This is a genomic window from Planctopirus hydrillae (assembly GCF_001707835.1).
GTDB classification, from domain to species: Bacteria; Planctomycetota; Planctomycetia; order Planctomycetales; family Planctomycetaceae; genus Planctopirus; species Planctopirus hydrillae.
Genome location: NZ_LYDR01000043.1, coordinates 71,838 through 94,737, shown reverse-complemented (window position 1 = coordinate 94,737; position 22,900 = coordinate 71,838). Strand labels below are relative to the sequence as shown.

16 protein-coding genes are annotated in these 22,900 nt (G+C 53.4%); 7 read left to right on the top strand and 9 right to left on the bottom strand.

Annotated elements, in window-relative coordinates; all coding sequences use genetic code 11:
* Window positions 1-150: 150 nt before the first annotated feature.
* Window positions 151-1,044 (bottom strand): carbonic anhydrase, encoded by an 894-nt coding sequence (locus A6X21_RS06090; RefSeq protein WP_068846721.1) that lies wholly within the window; start codon window positions 1,042-1,044, stop codon window positions 151-153.
* Between the two features lie 41 nt (window positions 1,045-1,085).
* The gene (locus A6X21_RS06085; RefSeq protein ID WP_068846720.1) at window positions 1,086-1,997 is read right to left on the bottom strand and encodes a bestrophin family protein; all 912 of its coding nucleotides are present in this window, start codon (window positions 1,995-1,997) and stop codon (window positions 1,086-1,088) included.
* A 282-nt stretch (window positions 1,998-2,279) separates the two neighbouring features.
* On the opposite strand from A6X21_RS06085, the gene A6X21_RS06080 reads away from it, so the two are divergent.
* On the top strand, window positions 2,280-3,047 hold the full coding sequence (locus A6X21_RS06080) for an SDR family NAD(P)-dependent oxidoreductase (RefSeq protein WP_068846719.1): 768 nt from the start codon (window positions 2,280-2,282) through the stop codon (window positions 3,045-3,047).
* Between the two features lie 170 nt (window positions 3,048-3,217).
* Here A6X21_RS06080 and A6X21_RS06075 read toward each other — a convergent pair whose 3' ends face one another.
* Together A6X21_RS06075 and A6X21_RS06070 are read right to left on the bottom strand one after the other, a co-directional pair.
* Complete coding sequence (locus A6X21_RS06075) at window positions 3,218-7,918, bottom strand: autotransporter domain-containing protein (protein WP_131818210.1); 4,701 nt, start codon at window positions 7,916-7,918, stop codon at window positions 3,218-3,220.
* Between the two features lie 615 nt (window positions 7,919-8,533).
* Entirely contained in the window at window positions 8,534-9,700 is a 1,167-nt protein-coding gene (locus A6X21_RS06070; RefSeq protein ID WP_165603694.1) for a glycosyltransferase family protein, read from the bottom strand.
* 225 nt (window positions 9,701-9,925) lie between these two features.
* Here A6X21_RS06070 and A6X21_RS06065 point away from each other — a divergent pair, with 225 nt between their 5' ends.
* Together A6X21_RS06065 and A6X21_RS06060 are read left to right on the top strand one after the other, a co-directional pair.
* A complete protein-coding gene (locus tag A6X21_RS06065) occupies window positions 9,926-11,293 on the top strand; it encodes an SGNH/GDSL hydrolase family protein (RefSeq protein WP_068846716.1) in 1,368 nt (455 codons plus the stop codon).
* A gap of 107 nt (window positions 11,294-11,400) precedes the next feature.
* Window positions 11,401-12,141 (top strand): RluA family pseudouridine synthase, encoded by a 741-nt coding sequence (locus A6X21_RS06060; protein WP_068846715.1) that lies wholly within the window; start codon window positions 11,401-11,403, stop codon window positions 12,139-12,141.
* Between the two features lie 150 nt (window positions 12,142-12,291).
* On the opposite strand, the gene A6X21_RS06055 is transcribed toward A6X21_RS06060, so the two are convergent.
* The 5 genes from A6X21_RS06055 to A6X21_RS06035 all read right to left on the bottom strand — a co-directional run bounded on the left by A6X21_RS06055 (window position 12,292) and on the right by A6X21_RS06035 (window position 17,677).
* Window positions 12,292-14,196 carry a GYF domain-containing protein gene (locus A6X21_RS06055; RefSeq protein ID WP_068846714.1) on the bottom strand — a complete coding sequence of 635 codons (1,905 nt, stop codon included), beginning with the start codon at window positions 14,194-14,196 and terminating at the stop codon, window positions 12,292-12,294.
* Window positions 14,197-14,705: 509 nt separating this feature from the next.
* Entirely contained in the window at window positions 14,706-15,062 is a 357-nt protein-coding gene (queF, locus tag A6X21_RS06050) for a preQ(1) synthase (protein WP_083233433.1), read from the bottom strand.
* 103 nt (window positions 15,063-15,165) lie between these two features.
* On the bottom strand, window positions 15,166-15,438 hold the full coding sequence (locus A6X21_RS06045; RefSeq protein WP_068846713.1) for a Sec-independent protein translocase subunit TatA/TatB: 273 nt from the start codon (window positions 15,436-15,438) through the stop codon (window positions 15,166-15,168).
* Between the two features lie 197 nt (window positions 15,439-15,635).
* On the bottom strand, window positions 15,636-15,818 hold the full coding sequence (gene tatA, locus A6X21_RS06040; protein ID WP_068846712.1) for a twin-arginine translocase TatA/TatE family subunit: 183 nt from the start codon (window positions 15,816-15,818) through the stop codon (window positions 15,636-15,638).
* Between the two features lie 599 nt (window positions 15,819-16,417).
* Complete coding sequence (locus A6X21_RS06035; protein ID WP_068846711.1) at window positions 16,418-17,677, bottom strand: hypothetical protein; 1,260 nt, start codon at window positions 17,675-17,677, stop codon at window positions 16,418-16,420.
* 609 nt (window positions 17,678-18,286) lie between these two features.
* Between A6X21_RS06035 and fmt the strand changes: the two genes are divergently transcribed.
* From fmt to A6X21_RS06010, 4 genes are all read left to right on the top strand, one after another.
* The gene (gene fmt, locus A6X21_RS06025; RefSeq protein ID WP_068846709.1) at window positions 18,287-19,279 is read left to right on the top strand and encodes a methionyl-tRNA formyltransferase; all 993 of its coding nucleotides are present in this window, start codon (window positions 18,287-18,289) and stop codon (window positions 19,277-19,279) included.
* 123 nt (window positions 19,280-19,402) lie between these two features.
* Entirely contained in the window at window positions 19,403-20,353 is a 951-nt protein-coding gene (locus tag A6X21_RS06020; RefSeq protein WP_068846708.1) for a 6-phosphogluconolactonase, read from the top strand.
* Between the two features lie 53 nt (window positions 20,354-20,406).
* Window positions 20,407-22,329 carry a serine hydrolase gene (locus A6X21_RS24995; RefSeq protein ID WP_068846707.1) on the top strand — a complete coding sequence of 641 codons (1,923 nt, stop codon included), beginning with the start codon at window positions 20,407-20,409 and terminating at the stop codon, window positions 22,327-22,329.
* Between the two features lie 108 nt (window positions 22,330-22,437).
* Window positions 22,438-22,794 (top strand): co-chaperone GroES, encoded by a 357-nt coding sequence (locus A6X21_RS06010; RefSeq protein ID WP_013110986.1) that lies wholly within the window; start codon window positions 22,438-22,440, stop codon window positions 22,792-22,794.
* Window positions 22,795-22,900: the final 106 nt, after the last annotated feature.

Genomic DNA, 22,900 nt, shown 5'->3' with positions numbered 1-22,900 from the left:
AACGCCTGACTCAAACCCAACGCCGCCAAGGAGAAAGACTGCTCAACTCCTGCTGAGAAAATCGTGGACGGCGTTGCATGGCACGAGGCACGTCACAAGCATGGCACGAAACTGAACTTCAGGAAGCGACTATGTGCGATGGCTGAGCCACTACAGCTTCATCGTCAAGCGGCAGCTATCACGCTCTTCATCCGGCAGATTGAACAGCGCTTCGACCACTTCACTGGAATACTGCGACAACTCTTCGGGAGATGTCGGCGCATTGCGCAACTGAGGTGCTGCCCCCGATTCGAGTGGTAAAGCCTGAACACGCAACGAATCGAAATCGTAAATGCCAAACTTCACCTGTGGCGGATTCTTGACTCGCAGTTTGAGTTCTCTCTGGAGCTCAAGAGCCGTGATGGAACTGTTGATGTAGGACGTCACGGCAACCAGGAAGGATCGATGCAGTTCCGGGTTGTGCTGGAAGATCGGCGAATACTGGTCGAGGGCGCGAGCCGCACCGCGGACAGCAATCTGAATCTGATCGACCAGTGTTCGTAATGGGAACGTATAAGCAATATCGGCATATCCTTCAGGTGAAAGATACGTATCGACCGCAGCCGTGACGGCTCCACACTTGGAATGCCCCATGACAACCACCACCTTCAGGCTTTCGCCCAGGGCTTTCACTGCATAATGCAAAGAGCCCAGGCATTCAGACCCCAGTACGTTCCCGGCAATTCGGAGAACAAACAGATCATTGAAAGACTGATCGAAAATCTGTTCTGTCGGCACGCGGGCATCTGAACAACCGAGTACCACGGCGAATGGAGCCTGGGTCAACACGGCTCCTTCGAACAAGGGCAAACCCATCGCCACCGGGCTGATGGGCATGACGATAGGATCTTTAAGAGAAGGATCCAGTGTGTGCTTCTGCATCTGCCGCACAAATTGTATGAACCGTGAATTCCCTTCGAGCAGATGATTGACCGCAGCTTCAGTGGTAGGAATCTGCCGTGGAGTGACAGGTGCATACGGGTCATACCGATAGATCAAATCCATTTTCAAATCTTTCCGGGGAGAAGATGAATGACATCCCTGCATTAATCGTGCTGATCGTCACAAATAAAGACGGGTTTGAACAGTGCCAACTGACCGGCGTCACGGGCGATGGTCAATGTCAACGCTTCGAGATCGAGGCAATTGCCATCGGAACCAAAGGGGTCTTCAATTTCAACACTGGCTTCCTCCATACCCAGAAGTGCCAGCGAAACAACAAACATTAACACAGGAGACCACCAGCCACAGCGTTCGCACAAGACAAGTGGCAAGGTGATCAAATAGGCGAGAATCAGTTGCTTGATCATCGCCACATAGATGAATGGCAAGGGGGTCTTCTGGATTTTCTCACACCCACCCTGAGCATCCACCATTTTGGAAAGCTGATCTTCCATCTGGCGAACCTGCATCGAATCGAGCTTGCCTTTCCGATACTGCTCGCCAATCCAGTGACTGATGGCCGATGTGACTCCCGTCGGAATGTTTCCAAATCGCGAGACCTGCTCGCAAAGTTCTGCTGGCAGGTAAACATCGACTTCCTCGGTATCGCGTTGACCATGCAATGACCTTCTCAGTGAGATCACATACCCGGCCACCAACCTCGAAAGAGTTGAACCTCGCTCGCCATACTCGCAGCCAAAACGCACGAGATTTCGCGAACTGTTGATCAACTGCCCCCAATGAGACCGCCCTTCCCAATAACGGTTATTGGAAGAGTTCATGCGGAAGACAATCAGGAACCCGAGGAGCGAACCGACCACGGCATGCCCCACAGGATCGATTCCGAGAAATCGCTGTTCATCGAACAACTGCAGATCACTTCCCAGTTCAAAAGTGGCCTGCACCAGCAAGGCATAAATCACACAGGTGAAGACACGCCAGCCAGCCCGGGGCAAGGCAGTTCCGCGAAATGAAAATGCCGTCTTCCACCAGCTGTAACGGTTGTATTCGATCATGAAGGAGTTTTGCTCCAGGACTGCAGGTCACTTAGATGCCGCGGTGAGTTTTGTTTTGAATTGATCTCAGAGCTTATCAGCAATCAGGCTCGTTTTCGCCAGCAAGCCTCAGGCCGACAGTCACGAAGGAAATAACTACCGGCAGACATCCACTCGAAAGGGATCATTCATTTCAGAAATGGTGTAGCCAAATTGTGGCGAACGGGATAGTCCTTCTCTGTTGTCATTTCAAGACTTGATACGGCATGCGACAACCCATTGATTGAGATCAGAAAGATTCCCATGCGATTTCAGAATCGTGTTGTTTTGATCACTGGCAGTGCGGCTGGGATTGGTGCCGGCTGTGCCCAGGTGTTTCTGGACGAAGGAGCGAGAGTCATCTCGTTGGATCGCGATCAATCTGCACTGGAGAAATGGCTCGAAAGCCTCGCTCCTGCACACCGCGAGCAAGTCTGGCCAATTGTCTGTGATGTGGCCAATACAGCCCAATTGCAAAATGCAATTCAGTCGGGTCTCCAAACTTTTGGTCGCCTGGATTGCCTGATCAACAATGCAGGGATCCATCCTCCCGCTTTAACGATAGCCGAAACCTCTCTCGAACTGGTTGAGCAGGTGATGCGAGTCAACTTCATCGCCACATTTGCGGCCAGTCAGGCAGTTATTGAGGAACTCAAAAAGACTCGCGGCACAATCATCAACATCTCATCGATGACAGCAGTCCTGGGACAGGAAAACTCAACCGCTTATGCGGCTTCGAAGGGTGCCCAGGTGAGCTTCACCAAATCGCTGGCCCTGGAACTGGCACGCTATGGAGTGCGGGTGAATGCGATCCTTCCCAGTAACGTCGATACACCGCTGATGAGAACATGGGCCGCCTCTCTTCCCGATCCGGAAGCGGCTCTTGATCGAGTGGCCCGCCTACAACCTTTGGGACGAATGGCCACTCCGGATGAAATCGGAAAAATTGCTCTCTTTCTTGCGACTGAGGACTCCAGCTTTCTGACTGGACAAGCCATTGAAGCCGATGGCGGAGCTGCGCTGGATTATTAGCCGCCATTAATAAGGAATTTATCTTCGCAGATCGATCGCCCTGACGGCCGATGCTTCTGCTCTATCAAAAGCCGGTACATTACGCTGGAGCTTCAAACACCCTACATTAAAACCTTCCAGAGCGGTCCTAAGGGGCACTACCCGGCCGAAGGCCCGAAGCTCGCAAGAGCTTACCAGCGGAACTGGAATCCACCGGTCCCTGTATGTGAGGTCATTTGATCTGAAGCCTGACCGATATAGTGGCCATAGATGCTGAAACTGTCGTTCAGCACCAGCGAACCACCTGCCCCGTAGACAATAAAGCTGTTACCGGCGCTGACTCCCTGAATCGCAAAGGGTGCCCCGGGTGCCGCCCCTGTGAATGTGGCACCAATACTCTGGCTGCTATCGAGGAATTCATACATATAGCGGGCCTGCATTTCCGGAACGAATGTTCGGCCACCTCGCAGAGTCATGGGCCGCAAGAGCCGACCACCCACCGAACCGCGCAGTGAGCTGTCGGATTGATCATCCACATTCAACCCCACCCCACCTGTAGCGTTCTCCGCAAAGCTGTCTGTCCACAGGTTAATAAACTGCAAACCGACTAATGGCTGGACAACGAAATTGCCCAGCGACTGATTCTGACCGGCTTCAAGTAACACTCCGAGCTGATTGGCGTTGTAGCTACCATCCGCAGTATTGATTGTACCGCCGACATTCACAATACGATTCGTGTCATAGCTTTGATTGCCGTAGTTGATCACGCCCAGCAGATAGTATTGACCAATGCTGGTTCGGCCATACAGCCCCACCTGCCCTGTTTCGACTTCGCTGCGATCCTGTCCGGAACCACCGCCACGTACCGTGCTGTTGGCGTAACCGCCCAGTACACCCACTGTGGTGACTTCGTCGAGGTAGTAGCCAATTCCGAAGTTAGTAGCTCCGAAGCTGTAGCCAATACCGCTGGCATTGCCATTGGAACCAATTCGTCCCGACTGACCATAGCCTTCGATCCAGCCATCCCAGGTCTGGGCATGCGAAACGGGTTGCAGAAACTCTGCGACCGATTGAGCAGTCACTGGATGGGAGAAACGATCATTCGTCGATTGACTGTGTGCGAGGCGGATGATGTCGTCCTGCTGGTTCAAGCCCCCCGTTGAAACCATCTGGAAGGCCTGATCGGGTGTCTGCATACGAACTGCCAGCAGAGAACCATTTCTCGTTGCGTTCTGCCTCAGTCTTTCGGCCAGATTTCTCAGTAGTGATTGCGACTGTTCAATCGAGGCAGCCGAGTTGCTGGCATAGATTTCGCCACTCAGATTGTCGTAGGCAGCCTGGGCTTCGGGCGTGGTCAACAATGTGATCTGCGAAATCAGATTGGCAAAGTCGCCCGTAGCACCCGGGGCACCGTTATCCAATCCCGTCCCCACCTGGAACTGGTTGGGAGTCGATGCGGCACTGGTAAAAGAAGCGGAGTTGGCCAGCACGAAGGACACCGCATAGGGGTTTGTATAGTCTAGCTGAACATCCAGGAACGCCAGATCGTCCGTCACCGTTCCAAAAGTCCCGTTCACACCGCCTGAACCATAGAGGAACGTGTAGCGATCCCCGATGGAAAAGCCTGTGAGGCCCTGGCCAGTCACATTGAGTTCACCATCCAGATGAACTTCGCCGAGGACATTCAGGACGTCCGTATGCTCGGCACCCGGAGCAATTTCGATATCCAGGCGACCATTGTCTCCCTGTGAATAGTTTTGATTGATCGTCAGAGTATCAATCGAGTTACCGGGAGCAACCACACTCTCGTTATGGACATTTCCAGCAATTGTCCCAGCTCCTGAGAGCACCCCACCATTGACCAGCATGCCACCTGCCCACGTTCCGTTGATCGCGAGGTTGCCATTCTGAATTTGTGTATCGCCCGTGAACGTGCTGTCTCCCGTGAGATTCAATCGACCATCGCCGGTTTTCACGAACAGCCCGTAACCAGTCACTGGGCCAGAGAATGTGCTGTTGAAACCATTGGTATCAATTGTCCCTTGCGAGGCCACATTGATCGTGCGGTTGGAGGTGATATCAGCCAGGTGCATGAGTGTGCCCATGGTCAGGTTCAACTGGTTGGTGTTTGCTCCCAGATTGGCGTCACTTTCAATGCCCAGATAGCTCCCAGCAACGTTCGTATCTCCTGTGTAGGTATTTGTTCCGGAAAGAAACGCATAGCCCGGCCCTGAGACTTCCAGATCACCACTGCCACTGATAATCCCATTCAGGAACAAGACGCTATTATTGCCAAGGTTGATCGTTCCACCATTGGTGTCGAGAAACACATTTCGATTGGTTGTCAACCACAGGGAATTGACGCCAAGAGTCCCACCGTTGAAGTTCAATCCCCCTGAGGCGTTACCCAGATTCGCATCTTGAGTGATATTGATCCGCCCATCATTGATGGTGGTGCCGCCGGAGTAAGTGTTGGTGCCAGAAAGGGTCAGGTTTCCTAGGCCATTTTTAATGAGCGAACCCGTACCGCTGATGACACCGCTATAGGTGGTGGTGATCGAAGTGTTAGTCGTCAGTTCACCCGAACCTAATAAAACGCTGCCACTCCCCACGAGGAAGGTAATCGTCTGTGACTGGTCATTCAGATCAAAAACAGCATTGGGAGAAATGTTGAGACTGGTGCTACTCGATAGAGATCCATGACTTCCCAGGCGGAGTGTCCCCTCGAAAATCGTAGTGCCACCTGAGTAGGTATTGGCACCATCCAAAGTGACAACTCCCGCGCCAGACTTATACAACTGGCCATTCCCGCTGATCACGCCGGTATAGGTGCCATTGGTCTCCTGGTCAAACTCGACCCGTGAGTTATTCGTAATGATGTCGTGGTCGTTAAAGGCTGCTGTGGAGCCGATGAGTGTGCCCTGGGTGACTTCCGTGATCCCAGTGTGGCTGAGAGCCTGATCTGCAGTGAGTGTCAGTTTGCCATTACCAGCTTTGACAAACGTGCCGGTGTTCGTGATCTGGCCATCGAAGGTGGAATCGTTGGAAGTCCCGACGGTCACCTTGCCAGCATTATTCAGATTGATATTACCAGAACCTGTGAGATCACCAATGATCGCGTGGCTGGCAAGGTAGGTGGCCAACTGCGAGCCATGAGCGATGTGGACATTATTGCCCTGGTTTAACGAATTGTCGTTCGTCAGGATCAGCATGAAGTTCTGGATATCGACATCGCCGGTAAAGCTGCTGTTATCACCGCTGAGCCATAGAGCACCGGCTCCGTTGGCCGTGAGTTTGCCATCTCCGGAGAGATCACCACTCAGAGTCGAGTTGCTGACCTGCAATTGATTGACCGTGAGGTCTTGATTCAGCGAGATGTCGTTCGAGAGTGACTGATTGGAGTCATTGAACTGGAGCCAGCCTCCGTTGGCCTGGATGGTTCCCGTTCCCAGGCTGCCACCAGCTCCAACACCCAGAACACCGTTATTGAGATTGGTGCCACCTTCGTACGTATTGGCCCCGGTGATCGAGAGTGTGCCAATTCCACTTTTGGTCAACTGCCCCGTTCCCGTGACGACACCACTATAAGTGCTATCAAAGGCCTGATCAAAAATCAGTTCGGCATTGTTAACGATGTCTCGATTGTTCAACTGAGTTGTGTTACCAGAAATCGCTCCATCACTAATCGTAACCAGCCCACTATTTTGAAAGATGGCACTATTTCCCCCCAAAGCCAAAGTACCGGCACCGTCCTTGACGACGCCCCCAGTCCCGGCAATGGTATCACTGATCGTAACTGTATTGCCGGTGGTCACGTTGTAGTTGATTGTCGTATCGTTGAGAAAGAGGCCCGTTCCTGCGGCTGCACTGGTTGATGAGCCAGTTCCCGCCACAGTTGAACCTCCGGAAATTCCGCTATCAACGACTGTCAGCGAACCTCCGCTGCGCACAAAGATCGCACCGCCATATGCGCTACCGCCGCCACCACTACCAAATGGATTTCCACCACTCCCGGCACCAAATCCACCGGTTCCTCCAATTGCTGTGTTGAAAACAGAAGCACCCGGTATTCCGCCAGCACCGCCGCCGCCGGCTCCCCAGCCGCCATCTCCGCCATCACCACCTTTCGCTGGCGGAATATCAAACAAGTATCCGCCACCACCACCACCACTACCAAAGCCCCCATCTCCGCCACTGTTCCCACCGACAAGGCCACCTGTACCTCCGGTGGGGCCAGCACCATTTCCACCGTTATCCCCCGAAGCGTTGCTGCCATTGGTTCCGAATATGGATCCGCCTCCCCCACCTCCGCTTCCAATGTTTGTGTCGCGTACGCCACCATTGCCACCCTGGGCTGTGTTGTTTGAGAACGTTACGGCCTGCACAGTGACAGCAGCACCGGTATTCACAAAGATCGCACCACCAGCCCCTAAACCACCACCACCACCTGCATAGCCGTTGCCGCCATTGCCACCCTTTGCCGTGGCATTCTGGATGGTGAGGCTGCTGATCGAAACGGTCCCCGTCTCGACAAAAAATGGGCGGAACTGACCATTTCCACTGATGGCTAGCGATGTATTTCCCGCACCATCGATTGTCAGGTTCTTACCAATGTTTGGCAGCGCGCTGGCCAGCGTAATGGTGTCACCACCCGCCAGGCTGGCAGCAAAGTTGATCGTGTTACTGGCATCCGCATTGGCCGCAGCATCGAGCATGGCCTGGCGTAACGACCCGGCACCGCTGTCGTTGCTGTTTGTCACCGTAAAGGTTTCGGCAGAAGCACTTCCCGCACTACCGGCGACCAGCAGTGTGGCCGCATAGAGCCAGTGCCGCCACCGTTTTTTGCGGGGGACAGGAGGGATCGTACCCGGGCGATGGCCTGATCTGATCACGTGAGTTGCTGACGAAGCAATTGGCGCTAAAGTCGAATCCGTACCCGGAACCGCGCGACGACGTGATGTCATAGCCAATCTGCACCTCCCTGTGATTGACTGCCGTTATGAGTGGCAATTTTTGCCGCTCTGGCCCATGGCAGTCCTTGCCAGCACAAGGAAATCGTCTATCGGTGGCTCGTTCCTGAGAGATGATGCGTCGCTCGCCTAACAAATTGATATCGAGATCCGGGTTGGCCCCTAAAGTCGTTTCGACCAGAACGTGAGTGCCCCATGGTGGAATCGCCCCGAGGAATTCAACTCCAGCAACTCATGAGTTGATGCAGATTCTGCCTTTTCACACATCTGTCACGACAGGGTAGCCCGACCAACTTGTGGCCGGGTCGTTGCGGCTCTGCACTATGGTAAGAAGCCGCACCATGCGCGTGTCCTGCCACCACTCTTGACTTAGACGTCGACGGTCAGCGTCCCATAACCAAGGTTAACCGAGAAAGTTTGACCTCAGCCACACCTCAAACCAGTAAGCATGCCAATTTGATGTGCCATCAGAGCGGCTCAGAGCCAGCATGCTTGGCGACTCACTCCCCAACACACTGTGAATTTCGGGGATGTGGATCACGTCGAAAGCTGAGGCTTGGCAGGGGTTTTGGCTGTCGCAAGGTTCCGGTTGGGCCATTGAGGATCGGGCAGGCGTACTGCGGGTGCATGCTTGCGGAGCATGTCATCGATCTCAGCCAGAACAATTGGTGTCCCGTCATTTTTTCCACGATAACGTTCTGCGGCTTGCTCAAACTCCGGCAACTGCTCCCAGAACTGCAGCAGTTTCTTTGTTGAGAAAGATTCCAGTTCGCAGGTATCGCCCGCACCCATTTCCCGCAAGAACCACGCGTTGATCCGCTGTTCGAAATGCTGGCTCTCCGGTAAGGTCAGCATGGGCTTACCAAGATAGAGAGACTCGCCGCACAATTGATTTCCTGCAGCACTGATGACTGCCCGGCACGATGCCAGGTCGTCCAGAAATCGCATCTCGTGAATCGGCGAAAAAACCAGATTGCCCTGAGAAGGCTGCTCACCCAGGCCATAAACTTTGACCTGACAAGGCAAACTTTTGAGAACATCGAGTGTGGCAGCCGGTGTTTGTGGCCTGAGATACGACAGCACAAAACCTTCTCGCGAAGTGCGACGCTCAGTGACTTCCCTTCGTAAAAGGGGCCCGACCTGCTTCACGAAGGAAAATTCAGGCTTGAGTGGCGGTGTATAAAACGACGAAGCCAAAGTGCGCTCGGCCTGTGCGTAGAATGCCCAGACGGCCCAGCTCATTGAAGCGGCGTGCCACTGCAAATCCCTGGGCAAAATCGAGAAATCGCAGGCCCTCAACACATGCTGATGATCCAGGATCATTGTTGGCAGACCCGATTTGAATGCGGCACGCGATAGTGCTGGTTCAAAATCGATGATCGCCAGATCGGGCTGCTCGCGATCAATGAATGAACGGATTTTTCTCACAATCGAAGGCATCGTGACGGCCGCGTACTTCAGGCCTTCCCAGATCGAGCGACTGACATCCATCCGCGAATTCGTGTAATGAAATCGCAACCCCGGAATACGCTCAATCTGTACCCGGTCTCTGGCCCTCGGATAAAGTGGCGACAAGAACTCAAACGCCTGATCGGGGGCAAAGACGGTGATTCGATGTTCGTGCTTGAGTCGCTCGAGAAGAGTGCGAACTCGCACAGCGTGGCCTCGTCCTTCACCCGCCAGACTGAATACCAGATGGGACATCGCCAATCCCTTTCCATCAACCAGGAGTCTTTGACTTTCTGATGGTCTGTTCCATGACTTTCTGGAATAGTATCCTTCGTCGATGAAGATTAAGGGAAAATCGTGTGCTTCTCTGATGAGTTTCGAGGCCATGCGAAACTGGAATACCCTTCACTCTCAAGGCACAATGAGAGTTCCCCAAAAGATTATGTCGTGGTCATTAACCCTCGATTCGAGAACCTGAGTATGCACCCAGCGATTGACTCTTCAGTCCTACAGACGACAAGAACTCAGCGATCATTGCGGATATCTGGCCGCCGGCGAGCTCCCTGCCAGTCGTTGGCACGCCGCCTGTTGACAATCAGTTCCCGACTGTGTGCCATCCTGCTGGCGAGTTGGGTGATCGGACAGTCGGTCATGGCCCAGGTCGATGTCGAAGAGCACGACGTGATCGTCTTCTACGGAGACAGCATCACTCAAGGTGGCCAGTATGTCGATCTGGTTGAAACATGGCTGTTGGCTTCAAGGCCCGAGTGGAAAGGCCGCATTTACAATCGCGGAATCAGCAGCGAAACACTTTCGGGCCTGACAGAAGCTGATCACAAACCACCCAGGCCGTGCGCTCTGGATCGATTCACGCGCGATCTTCCTCCGCTGAAGCCCACGATTATTGTGAGTTGCTTTGGCATGAACGATGGCATTTACCATCCGTTCGACTGGAACCGATTCTTTGCTTATCGAGATGGTGTGCTCTCGATGCTGGATCGCAGCTTTGGAGAAGCTCTGGCCGAAGATGTGATTATTCTCACGCCGCCCCCTTTTGATCCTTATCAGCGAAAGGCCAGCGACCTGAAGGCCACACATTTTGGCTATCGGTTCCCTTACCTGAATTATGACGACACTTTGGGAACCTACTCACAATGGCTGCTGACTCTCAGTGAGCGTGACCATGTCCATGTGGGAGATCTCCATGGTTCGATGAATGATTGGCTGGCCAGACGCCGGGAAGAGGACGTTTCTTTTCATTTAGCACCGGATGCCGTCCACCCGAATACAACTGGCCACTGGTTAATGGCGATGACTGCCGCCAAGATGCTCAGCCTGCAGCAACCCGATGTCGAACGTGTGTTTGTCCCTGGGAACTCTGAGACGATTTACAGAGCTTCTACCACAGAAAACGTGCCATGGTTTATTCCTGATGTCGATGAAAAACTTCTCGCCTGGCATCGTGAAGAAGGTCACCTCCCCCAGCCTGCCTGGCAGGCCGATCTTTCTGAACTCGACGACGAACCCGATGATCGACAGATTCGACTGACAGCCAACAATGAGGAAGTCTGGCTGGGAACGCTCGGCCAGTTGCGTGATGGAATCAATCTGCCAAGCCTGGAAATTCCACCACTGAAGGCTCGTGCTGAAAAGCTGCATCAGGCAGTGGCGACCCGGCGAAAGATTGAGTATCAGGCCTGGCGGCGATCCTTCGCACCCCAAAAAGAAACACCACCGAAACCCGAAGAGACACCTGAAGCCGTTGCTGATCAACTCTCTCAACTCGCGACAATCATCGAAGTCCAGAGACTGCCTGTCATTATCAACTGGGTCATTGAACTTCGATGATTCATATCCCACATGACCCGGGCACCTGGGGTGATTTGCCGGATCATTTGACCGTCCGACGATCTTTCTCGTGAAATCGAGTTCTTCCGGCGAAAGCAGCAATTGGCATGAAGCGATGGCACATTCTCTTCGAGGACAATCATTGCCTGGTCGTGGAGAAACCGGCTGGTATCTTGACGATGGGAGACGAAACTGGTGATGAAAACATGGTGCAATTGGCCATGGACGACTTGAAAATTCGTCATCAGAAACCTGGCAACGTCTATGTGGGACTCGTTCATCGACTTGATCGGCCAGTTTCCGGTGTGCTGCTGTTGGCAAAAACGTCGAAAGCCGCCTCAAGGCTTTCGGCACAGTTCCGCGAGCGTGAGCCCGAAAAAACCTATCTGGCCATTGTGGAAGGCCAACTGAACCCGGCAGCGGGAGAACTCGTCGACTGGTTAATCAAAGACCAGGAGCGAAATCATACCCGGGTGACATCCCCTCAAACGCCTGGCGCCAAACAGGCAAGGCTCCGGTATCGTCAACTCGAAACGCTGGTAATGCCTGAGGGAACACGAACTTTGGTGGAAGTGCAGCCGATGACTGGGCGCAGTCATCAGATCCGTGTCCAACTAGCCCATGCCGGTGCCTCGATCCTGGGTGATCTCCGCTATGGTTCAAAAACTCCGCTCGGCAAGATGATTGCCCTGCATGCCCGATCGCTCACCTTTGAGCACCCGGTTCAGAAACTACGGCTCATGATTTGTGCGCCTCTGCCCAGCGACTGGAAGCCTTTCATGAACCCGCTGCTCTGGAAAAAATTTCAGACAGCGGGAGAAAGTGCTGCAGAGTCTAGCGACAGATAGTGGGCATATTCTTGAGATCACCCAACCAGCGAAATCAGATTACCGGGTACGTTTTCCCGTCATCCAATATGCAGCGCGAGATGGTCAAAACCTGCTTGCTCCGAGCTGCAGGCATGGCACACAAAGTAGAGTCAAATCCGGAGATCGGAATCACTGGGCACCAGAGGGTGGTTTACCCCCTGCTTCGGCGACCGCGGGGGCTGCCGGTATCGTGGAGGGCATTCCGAGAAGTTTGGCAGCCTCGCGAAGATTGTTCTCGAAGTCCCGTTCTTCGTGAGACACCTTTGTCCTTGAGTTGCTGATCATCTTCTGCAAGCGATCGCGAACACACCACAAGTGAAGTTGCTTGTAGGGATACTTGCGACTGGCTGAGCTCTGAAGCTTATCGACGAAATCCTTCGGATATTCTTTGGCAGTGGCCTGTGCGAGTGCTTCCCACTCACCGGCGGGGGCCTTTGTTTCTCGCAACTTCTTCACAGTTGCGAGCACTTCTTCCAACCTCGTCTGCAACTGGCGATCACTGCCCGTGCTGGCAGGTAAAAATCCCAGAGAGAAATAAATCCCCACGAGAGCCAGGAGCCCGACCGCCACAAGAGCTTTGGGAGACTTCAGACCTTCGATGGCATCATCCAGCCACTCGGGACGCTCTGCAGCGACTTTCTTCTTGGGTGCTGGCCTGGCTGGCATGGGCCTGGAGGGAGCAGCCCCACCAAATCCTGACGAATAACTGCTGGCTCCAGAGTTATAAGACGCCCCTGAGCTGTAAGAGGAAGCCGCTGCTGAAGATGAATAACTCGATGCACTCGAATTCGAATTTGAACCTTCACTCGTGGCCTTTTTGGCAACTTCCGGTTCTGGCTCAGAAGCTTTGACAGCCGGTGTTTCTTTAACAACAGCGGCTTTCGCTTCGACGCTGGCTGCCGGAATCACTGCATTGGCTGCTGAATCAGTCGACTTCGCTGCTGTTTTCGCTGTGGTGGTGGAGACTGTGGCCGCTGAAGCTGTGGACGTTGTAGCTGTGGCCGCAACTGCTGGTTGGGGAGTCGCGATTGCCGGAGAGACAGGCGCTGCGATGACCGGAGCAGCGGGAGGAGGCACCAGACCATTGATCGTGGAGGCGAGCACATATTGGCCTGCCTGGCCCTGACGCACGTAGTCCGTGGCTGCCAACTGCCCGGCAGTCGCCCATTGGGTCAGTTGCGAGTAATCGACAGGACCATATTCCTGACCGCCAATCCAGGCATACCAGAGGTGATCGACAGGAGCAGGTGCAGCAGCCGGTGGCCACTGGGGCACAAATCCCGCCCCCGCAACAGGCATTCCATAAGCTGGTGTCGAAGCAGCGGGGAACCCGGCATAGCCATTGACGGCTGGCCCACCCGGATAAAACGCGGGCATACCAAAAGGTGGTGTGTTGCCAGTATATCCCTGTGTGTCACTCCCCCGGCGGTTTTTCTTTTTCCGACGCGATCGACGTGCATCGAATGATCGATCATCGTCATCCTCGTTGTCATCAAACTCATCTCGAATACGCGATTTAGGAGCAGGTCTCGCCGATTCACGACTCGATGAAGGTTCATTCCCGGAGAATGCCTGCATTTCCTTGGAAAGGCGGCCTTCGGGAATCTTGTGCTCACCTTTCTCAAATGGGAGCACCGCCATCAATCGGCCAATTGAGCGTACCGCACGCCACTTACCGGCTGCCCCAAGCTTAACTTCGGCTTCTGCACCGAGCTGCCCCTCTTCCACAAAAGACTGAATTTCATCAAAGCCCATCGGGCCCAACTCTCGACCCAACACTTTGCAGTACCAGCCACTCTGTGCATCGCCCAGCCCATCGAGTGTGGCTCGACCTGCAGACTCCAGGGTCTGGTCTTGAGGTGAGTCCAGAACCTCTTTGAGAGTTAACCAGTGCGAGCCAGTCTCGGCTCGAACCTCATCGGTGTGCGATAACGTGCCGTTCTCCAGCAGCGTCACGAGCATTTCGTGAGGAACTGGGCCAAATTCTTCGCCAAAAAGACGGTAGTACCAAGTCATGGCAGTGAGTGTAGGCATGTACGGGGGCCATTAGTGGGCGGAGGGTCTGCACATCACACGCAGGTCCAGTCCACGTTTAGAAACATCCTATCACAAGATGCTGCTCTCAACGTTTCAAGACCCATTCAATCGCCGAGACAAAAATTCCTCGAACGTATTTCGCCCCAGGAAACATTTTTTCCCGTCAATGATTGATTTCATTGTTATCTGCAAAGATTGAACCGCAACGCTAAAAACTCGCCTTGACGGAATACAAATGGAAAATTCACATTGAATTCCGTCAATTGAGTTGATGAAATTCAACAAACTCCCTGAATTCAGCCGCGACCAACACTACTCAAATGCACATCAGTAAATATATTGACACCACATCAATGGAAAAGGCGACGCGCGATTGAACACGCTGTCGCCTAGATTTTTGGCAAACTGTCGCACGGTCGATCAGGTCTCTTGAGTGACCCCAGTTCAAAACTTGTAACTGCCGGGGTCACAGGACCTGTCGTGGCCTCAGACTTTCGTGTGTTTCTTCAGTCCTTGGCGTATTTCACGGTGACATTCGAGCGGATTCCACCCCGAGGCGTGAACTGTGCCACGACTTCCAGACTCCTCGGAGAAGTCGCGGCGACCAGATCATCCAGAATCATATTTGTGACCTGCTCGTAAAACGCCCCATGATTGCGGAACGCCTGCAGATAAAGCTTGAGGGACTTCAATTCGAAACATTTTTCGTCTGGCACATAGGTAATCACCAAAGTGCCATAATCGGGCTGTCCAGTCTTTGGGCAGAGCGATGTGAACTCTGGACAAATCGTTTCGATCGAGTAATCACGCTGCGGAAAGGGATTCGGAAACGTCTCAAGAATCGCCAGAAACTCGGAAGGCATAAACTTACTTTCAGACAGAATTGCTAGTTATCCCACTGTTGATCACTGAAGTCTGACGATCGCTGCCACCGGGCGCCCAGATTCCCACACAAACTCCCATCCCTTATGCGGGTGGTTCCGTGGGTGGAGTAAATTTTGGAGCACTGGCGACCACGGGCTCGTCATCGTCTTTGGCCAATGGCCGAGATGTTTTCGAACTCTCAGGCTGAGTATAGACAGTACTCTGGATATCGTCCGTCATACCGGCCATCCCTTTTTTGAATTCCGTCAACCCTTTGCCCAGACTGCGCGCGACTTCAGGCAACCGCTTGCCGAACAGCAATAGAGCGATGATCCCCACGACCATCATTTCCTGCCAACCAGGTGCACCAAACATAATTCAAACCCCCGCTGATGATATTCGCATACTAAACCAATGCGCAGGTCCATGGTTATCCCGCGCGATGAGATCTGTTCAGAAACAGAGGCCCGGAACTGCTCAGCTAGAACTCCACTAACAGAACTCCACTGATTTCGCATCCCTGTGAGCCATGCCGTCAACTGTCGAGAATCATTCGACCGTTAACTCCTCAATCAGGCCTTCGCTTCCTGATCATCGATCTTTTCAGGCTCCTGTTCGGCCTCCTTGGCCCCCTTCTTAAACTCTGTGATGCTTTGTCCCAGTGATCGCATCACGCTGGGTAGCCTGTTTCCGAAGAGCAGGAGGACAATCCCTAAAACAACAAGCAATTCCCATCCACCGGGCAGACCGAACATGATTTTCTCCGGATCAACCTCTCAGCAATTCGGATCAAACGTCCATAACGCTCTGAGGTGTCTAACTTTGTAACGAAAGGCGACGTGGCGGAACGTGTTGCCGGGCAAAGATCTCAGTCTCGGCTTCATCACCTCGACACGAATTGAGCCTGCCCGTAGAACAAAATTCTCGCATATTGCCATGATACGTCGGAGGAGTCGGATGCGGGAGTCACTTCTCTGCATTAGCAAATCAGTACTGACAATTCAGCACTCATGACTCTGTCCGCACGACAAAAACAATCTCTGCGACGCTGATCCGAGCTACTTTGAGCTGCGGTCTCCACGAATACAAGCGGCTTCTTGAGCCACAACGTACGCGGTTACTTAAATAAATTATCACTTTGCGAACGGGGAAAGTCAATCTTGAGCCTGAGGACGTCGGTCATTTCAAAGTTTTCCGTGGACGTGCGACGTTACTGGGACTGCGGACTCTCGCCTCATTTCAACAACTTTTAAGCGGTATAAAAGAAAATGGGCACCGGTATGAAACCGGTGCCGCGGGGGTTTGGGGGGGACATTTCAACACGAACAGAGGGGACAGGCATGGGGTGCCTGGGTTAGCGATCCGCATCAACCATGGAGATGGTCGAAGAAACGGCCGCAGGAGGGGTTTCAGAATTCGTTGATCGAGCGACCCAGCGTTGGGCTCGAACAATCGAAGGTGTTTCAGCAGGCTTCGCCGCAGCGTGGCGAGCAACAATTCGTGGCTCTTCCTGATCCAGCACATTCGTCAGAGACGCTGTCATGACAGCTCCCTTCGATTTGGGTGAAGCAGGTTCTGTTTTCGGAGGCTGTGGAACCTCGGCCGTGGGGCCGTTCAGTAACGTGGGCTGAGGCTGCACAGGCAGACTGATTTTACTGGCTGGCAGACCACCACTGGATGTTCGATTGTCCGGACGATCAGGATTGGCTCGTTCCAGATTGTCTTTGGTCGCACTGCGAGTACGAATGTCAGTCGCGGAACGCGAGAAGTTAGGATCAGCCGTGGGTGCCAGAACTGTTTGTGAACCCCAGACCGGGCCCCAGGCTGTGGCGGTGCCACCCATCGGAGCAAAAGCCATCTGGCTGCCAATCGGGACTGTTCGCATCACGGTAACGGGCCGCATGGCAGTCACTTCTTCATCGACATATCGCACTTCGTTCACGGCCACTTTTCGAGTCGATTGCTTGGCCACCATGGTGGTGACGTTGTAAGCAACCTGACGAGTTCCCTGGATCGCGACCTGGCGGGTCACTGGCACAGTCTGGACACAAGTTCGTGCCACATATTCCCGCTGTGCTGTATAGCGAGGTGTAAAGGCTGACCCGATCTGATGAGTCGTTCGATTCCACCAGCCAGCCATACCTGGGCGACTATCAACTTCGCAAGGTGATGGTCGGCAGTTGGGCTGATAGCGTGTCACCCAGTAACCCATATTCTTGGTCTGGGTTCGCATTTCCGTCACGTTCTGATAGGAAACGGTCGGGACTTCACATGTCTTCTGTTCTGTCACAGGGACATATTCAGTCACGGGCTGTTCGACATAACGGGTTTCAACAATTGGTCGTCTGACAGTCTGTTTGACCTGCTGGAATTCGGTCACAGGAACTGTCTGATAGCAGGTTTGCATAATCGGCTGCTGCACCACTTCGCAGGTGGAAACAGGAGCACAGGGACTGCAACTTGCCGATTGGAACATCGGCGGTGGTGCCCAGCTCGAAGCACCCGTATTACAGGTACTGCAGCCAGAGTTACCTCCAAACCATTGTGCGTCGGCACTGGCGTGTGGAGCAAGAACAGCAAGCGTGGCCCAAAGGGCAATAGAAAAACGAGGCATGGGTACCTTCCTGTGAAGGAAAGAACAGAACGGTGCCGGAAAAGCGAGACAGGTGTCGCGAGGGGGAGGCGAGAAAAACCTCAGATGCCTGAGGCAGAAGAGTGCACGCTGCCAGGATTCATTCCGGCCGGCAAACCCACCACAGGTATTGAGTCACACATCATGATCGAACTCCCGTTGTCATCCATGACTATTGGCGTTCGCGTTGTGTGTGGGAGGTTTGTAGGTGAAGCCTTCAAGCAGGTCAAGATGTTCCGGCAAGAAGTTCCGAACTTCTAAAAAACGGCTGTTTTTAAGCGAAAAGTTGAACTTTTTGCCCGCATAAGCTTCAGCACTTTCCGCCAGAGCTCAAATTTTTCTGCCATTTTCTGCCGATGGTTTGCCCAATCCGCAGCACATCATTCAGAATTCATTGAAGTTCAATTCGCTGAGCATAGTTTCTTGAATTGAACAGACTGCTTTGGTTGGGAGTTGACATAGAGATGAGCATGCGTGCCACAGAGCTGAGTGCAAGACGCGATGCTGTGGAAGACTGGCACATTCCGTAAGAACTTCATGCACCCTGCCTGAGAAAATTTGAGAGTTGGCCCCAAGAACTGGTGAATTGATATGAAATCATTGCGAATTGCTTTTCTGGGGACAGGGCCATTAGCTCGACCGGTCTTTGAAGCCCTGCGCGAATCACCGCACCACCAGGTCGTCGCACTGATTACGCAACCTTCCAAAACAGGACGTGGTCATCATCAGCACGAGAACCCCCTCATTGGTTTAGCTCAAGAGCGGAACATTCCGGTCTTCCAACCTTCACGCATTCGTGATGCCGAGCATGCCACCTGGCTGAAAGCACTCGATCTCGACCTGTCTGTGGTCGCCGCTTATGGCCAGATACTTTCACGCGAAATTCTCGATCTGCCTCGTCTGGGGACCATCAATGTTCACGCCTCACTGCTTCCCAGGTACCGGGGTGCGACACCGATTCATGCGGCTGTCCTCGCCGGTGATGAAGTGGCAGGAGTGACCATCATTCGCCTTGTCCCGAAGCTCGATGCGGGCCCCATGCTGGGTGTTGATCAACTCGATGTTGATGCCCATGAGACCACAGGTTCACTCGAAGCACGTCTGGCACAACTGGCCGTTCCATTAACACTGCGTGTCGTCGATCAACTGGCTATGGGGGAGGCTCAGGAAACCATACAGGACGAGACTTTCGCCACGCATGTCGGCAAGCTCACCAAACAACATGGCCTCATTGACTGGTCTAAACCCGCTATAGAAATTGAACGCCATATTCGAGGAATGCAGCCCTGGCCCGGCCCGCAGACAGTCCTGTTTTCTGAAGGGAAAGCCCCCCTGCGGGTATCCATCCTGCAGGGCAATGTGATCTCTTTATCCCCGATGACAGAACCATCCTCACAGCAAATCCCGCCAGGTCAACTCCGTTCAGAATCTGGGCGACTTTTCGCGCAAACAGGCGATCGTCAGTTGGAAATTCTCACTTTGCAACCGGAAGGCAAGCGAGCCATGTCGGCTGCTGAATATCTTCGAGGACGTCCTGTCAAACCAGGCGATTATCTGGGGACACTGGCCATCGCTCCGCAATAATCACTGCAAATTTAATCTCTGCACATTCCACAACTCCAGCTCAACATCTATCGCTGCTCCTCCGGGTATGGTATCGAATGGAAGAGATATGATGCGTTGCCAGGCACCCCGGAGAAATCACCGATGAATCTGCTCACCACACTGGCGGGATCGATGCTGGAAGGCTTTTTTCCTGCCGGTTGGGATCTCGCTCGCATCGATGCCTGTGTCGATGCTGACCCGGCAACCATCACCCGGCGGCAGCCCTGGTGGCATAAATCGTTCCAGCCGATCGAGTGCGTTTCCCAAAGCGATTTCGACACTTATATGGGCCACGAGATTGCCCAGACGATTCGCCGTGCAAAAGACGCTGGCCGGAAGTTATCGATCATCCTGCCTGTCGGCCCGATGGGCATGTATCGCTGGGCGGTTTACTTTCTTAAGGAGTGGAATGTTTCGTGCGAACATGTTTATGGCTTCAACATGGACGAATGGAGCGATGCCTCAGGAAATACGTTACCCGCCACTGATCCCGGCGCTTTTCAGTTTGCCATGGAGCAGGCTTTCTATGGTCCTTTAGGAAAGTTGACCGTTCCCAAAAAACAAAGGAACTTCGCGACTCGTAAGCATCTCCCCAGTTACGCCGAGAAACTGGGCGAATTAAAATCTCAAGGGGCCATGCATGTGGTGGTCTTTGGCGTGGGCCGCGTCTGCCATATTGCTTTCTGGGAGCCTCACTTTGCCGGCGAATATGGCAGTGAAACTGAGTGGAAATCGCAAACTCACCGCCTGGGTGCCAGATTGCATCCTCTGACAATCGAACAGAACGCACTGACCAGTTTCAAGAGCCGCACCACGCTGGTCCCGGCATTTGCCAATACGATTGGCCCGGCTCTGTTCCTAGGAGCTGACCATATCATTGGCGGGGCAGATGGCATCTTTTCTCGCGGCATGCAATGGCAGGGCCTTTCTCTCTGGATGACCTTTCGACATGCTCCCACACCCTGGATTCCATCGACTTACATGACGACTCAACCCGGAAAGTTCTTCTTCCTCAATGAACTTGCGGGCCCTCTCACTGCCGAATGCCACTAGGACTTGAACAACCTTCAGCCAGATCAAATACCTGACACTCAAGAGTGACTCCCATGATGATGCGCTACCTACTCCTGACGATTTTTACTCTGCACCTGTCGACAGTACTGCCTTCCACAGTGCTGGCTCAACCGTTGCCACGAGCCACTCCTGAATCGCAGGGGGTGGCCTCGGCTCAGATTCAGAAATTCATTGAAGCTGCAGATCAGTCGATCAATACACTCCACAGCTTCATGTTGATCCGGCATGGAAAGGTGGTTGCCGAGTGCTGGTGGCAACCACAGACACCGACCACGCCGCATGTGATGCATTCGCTGAGCAAGAGTTTCACCTCGACAGCAGTCGGATTTGCTGTGAGCGAAGGGAAGCTCAGTGTCGATGACGAGGTCATCAAGTTCTTCCCCGATCATCTCCCCGCTGAAATTTCGCCCAATCTAAAGGCCATGCGGGTCAAGGATCTCCTCACGATGTCCACCGGCCACGAGATCGAGCCCAAGCTGATTGGTGGGCCGGAGGATTCGGGCATCCGGATGTTTCTGGCGCAACCTGTTCCGCATAAGCCGGGAACGCATTTCAAATACAACACTCCAGCCACTTACATGCTCTCAGCAATCGTGCAGAAGGTTTCGGGTGAAAAGCTGATTGACTACCTGACTCCACGCCTGTTCAAGCCCCTGGGCATTGAAAACCCAGCCTGGTCAACCAGTGTTGAAGGGATCAACTACGGTGGCTTTGGCCTGATGATTACCACCGAAGACATCGCACGTTTCGGCCTGTTCACACTCAACGAGGGTCAATGGAATGGCCAGCAGCTCCTACCGGCAGCATGGATTCGCGAAGCCACTTCGAAGCATGTCTCGAATGGCAGCAATCCACAGAGTGACTGGGAACAAGGCTATGGTTATCAGTTCTGGCGGTGCCGGCACGGAGCCTTCCGTGGTGATGGCAAAGATGGACAGTTTTGCATTGTTTTGCCCGAGCAGGATGCGGTCATTGCAATCACGGCTCATACCAGCAATATGCAGGCTGAGTTGAACGTCGTCTGGGATCATCTCCTGGCAGCGTTTCATGAAGCTCCACTGGCCGAAGATCCGGCGGCTCAAGCCCGTCTCAAGGAAGTCTCTGCCAGGCTTGTCGCTGGTCAACCCAAAGGAACCAGCAAACTGCTGCTCAGCCAGAAAATTCAAAGCGACATTCTGAAGAAGGAGATGAAATACTCAATTTACCTTCCTGCGGGTTATGAGGGCTCGACAACTTCGTATCCTGTGCTCTATCTGCTCCACGGCTTTGGCGACGATGAAACCAGTTGGCAGTTGAAGGGAAACATGCAACCCCTTGCGGATGCCACGATTGCGACCCGCCGGGCACTTCCGATGATTATTGTCATGCCCGATGCTGAGAAGCGTTATTACATGAACAGCGTGATGGGCGAGTACATGTACGAAGATTATTTCATCAAGGAACTGATGCCGCATATTGAAAAAACTTATCGCACCAGGACAGATCGGGCGGATCGAGCACTTTCGGGGCTGTCGATGGGTGGCTATGGGAGCCTGCTCTACGCTTTGCACCATCCCGAGCTCTTTGCCTCCTGCTACGCCATGAGTGCCGGTGTGCGCTCGGATGAGGAAATGCGGGCGATTCCGTTTGCCGAGTTCAAAAAGCGGTACGTTCCTTCCGTAGGCAATCTTGAGGAAGGGGACGAACGGATCACTGAGTTTTACAATCGGAACAGCGTGCTGTACCTGCTGCCGAAAACGCCCGTGGAGCAGCTCAAACAGACACGTTGGTTCATCGATTGCGGAGACGACGACTTCCTTTACAAAGGGAACTCGTTGCTGCACATCACCTTCAGCGACATGAAAGTTCCGCATGAGTACCGTGTCCGTGACGGCGGGCACAACTGGAAGTACTGGCAACGCTCACTCCCGGATGCACTGGAGTTTGTCTCTGAATCGTTTTCAAAGGAGAAATAATCCCACATCAACAACCGCAGGGGTGAAAACGTTCCCTTTTCGTCACTGCTCGATCTGCATAGAATCTGGAAGTACCGAGTTAACCACCTGTTTCCCGGAAGAGTGACCTTGAGCGAATTCGTTGAGCCGCTGGGAAAGCGAATTCTGATCCGTAAAGACGAGAGCAAGCAAAAGACCCGCGGCGGGATTGTGTTGCCGGATCAGGCTGAAATTCCGACGATTACCGGCCGTGTGGTGGAAATCAGTGTGCTGATCGAGCGAGATCTCGACTTCCCGGTGAAGAAATACGACAAGGTGTTGTTTCACCCGAAGAATGCCATTCCGGTCGATTTTGAACCGGACAATCTGCTGTATGTGGTTCCGATTGAAGATGTGGTTGCCGTTTTTCGTCGGTCGGAGCCTGTACGTCCCCCACGTAAATCCAAAGGCAAAAAAGATATCGAACCTGACGAACTGGGCGAATAGTTTTGCCGACGTGATGTCGCTATGGCTGGTTTTGACACCAGCGACAGGGCGGGCTGCCCCCTGTAATTCAACATGAGTCGTCAAGAAGATGACGACCATCCATCAC

Coding starts and splice junctions, on each gene's coding strand:
- A6X21_RS06080 (WP_068846719.1), top strand. CDS start 2,280: ATGCGATTTCAGAATCGTGTTGTTTTGATCACTGGCAGTGCGGCTGGG.
- queF (WP_083233433.1), bottom strand. CDS start 15,062: ATGCCTTCCGAGTTTCTGGCGATTCTTGAGACGTTTCCGAATCCCTTT.
- A6X21_RS06045 (WP_068846713.1), bottom strand. CDS start 15,438: ATGTTTGGTGCACCTGGTTGGCAGGAAATGATGGTCGTGGGGATCATC.
- tatA (WP_068846712.1), bottom strand. CDS start 15,818: ATGTTCGGTCTGCCCGGTGGATGGGAATTGCTTGTTGTTTTAGGGATT.
- A6X21_RS06035 (WP_068846711.1), bottom strand. CDS start 17,677: ATGCCTCGTTTTTCTATTGCCCTTTGGGCCACGCTTGCTGTTCTTGCT.
- A6X21_RS24995 (WP_068846707.1), top strand. CDS start 20,407: ATGATGATGCGCTACCTACTCCTGACGATTTTTACTCTGCACCTGTCG.
- A6X21_RS06020 (WP_068846708.1), top strand. CDS start 19,403: ATGAATCTGCTCACCACACTGGCGGGATCGATGCTGGAAGGCTTTTTT.
- A6X21_RS06060 (WP_068846715.1), top strand. CDS start 11,401: ATGAAGCGATGGCACATTCTCTTCGAGGACAATCATTGCCTGGTCGTG.
- A6X21_RS06055 (WP_068846714.1), bottom strand. CDS start 14,196: ATGCCTACACTCACTGCCATGACTTGGTACTACCGTCTTTTTGGCGAA.
- fmt (WP_068846709.1), top strand. CDS start 18,287: ATGAAATCATTGCGAATTGCTTTTCTGGGGACAGGGCCATTAGCTCGA.
- A6X21_RS06085 (WP_068846720.1), bottom strand. CDS start 1,997: ATGATCGAATACAACCGTTACAGCTGGTGGAAGACGGCATTTTCATTT.
- A6X21_RS06065 (WP_068846716.1), top strand. CDS start 9,926: ATGCACCCAGCGATTGACTCTTCAGTCCTACAGACGACAAGAACTCAG.
- A6X21_RS06070 (WP_165603694.1), bottom strand. CDS start 9,700: ATGTCCCATCTGGTATTCAGTCTGGCGGGTGAAGGACGAGGCCACGCT.
- A6X21_RS06090 (WP_068846721.1), bottom strand. CDS start 1,044: ATGGATTTGATCTATCGGTATGACCCGTATGCACCTGTCACTCCACGG.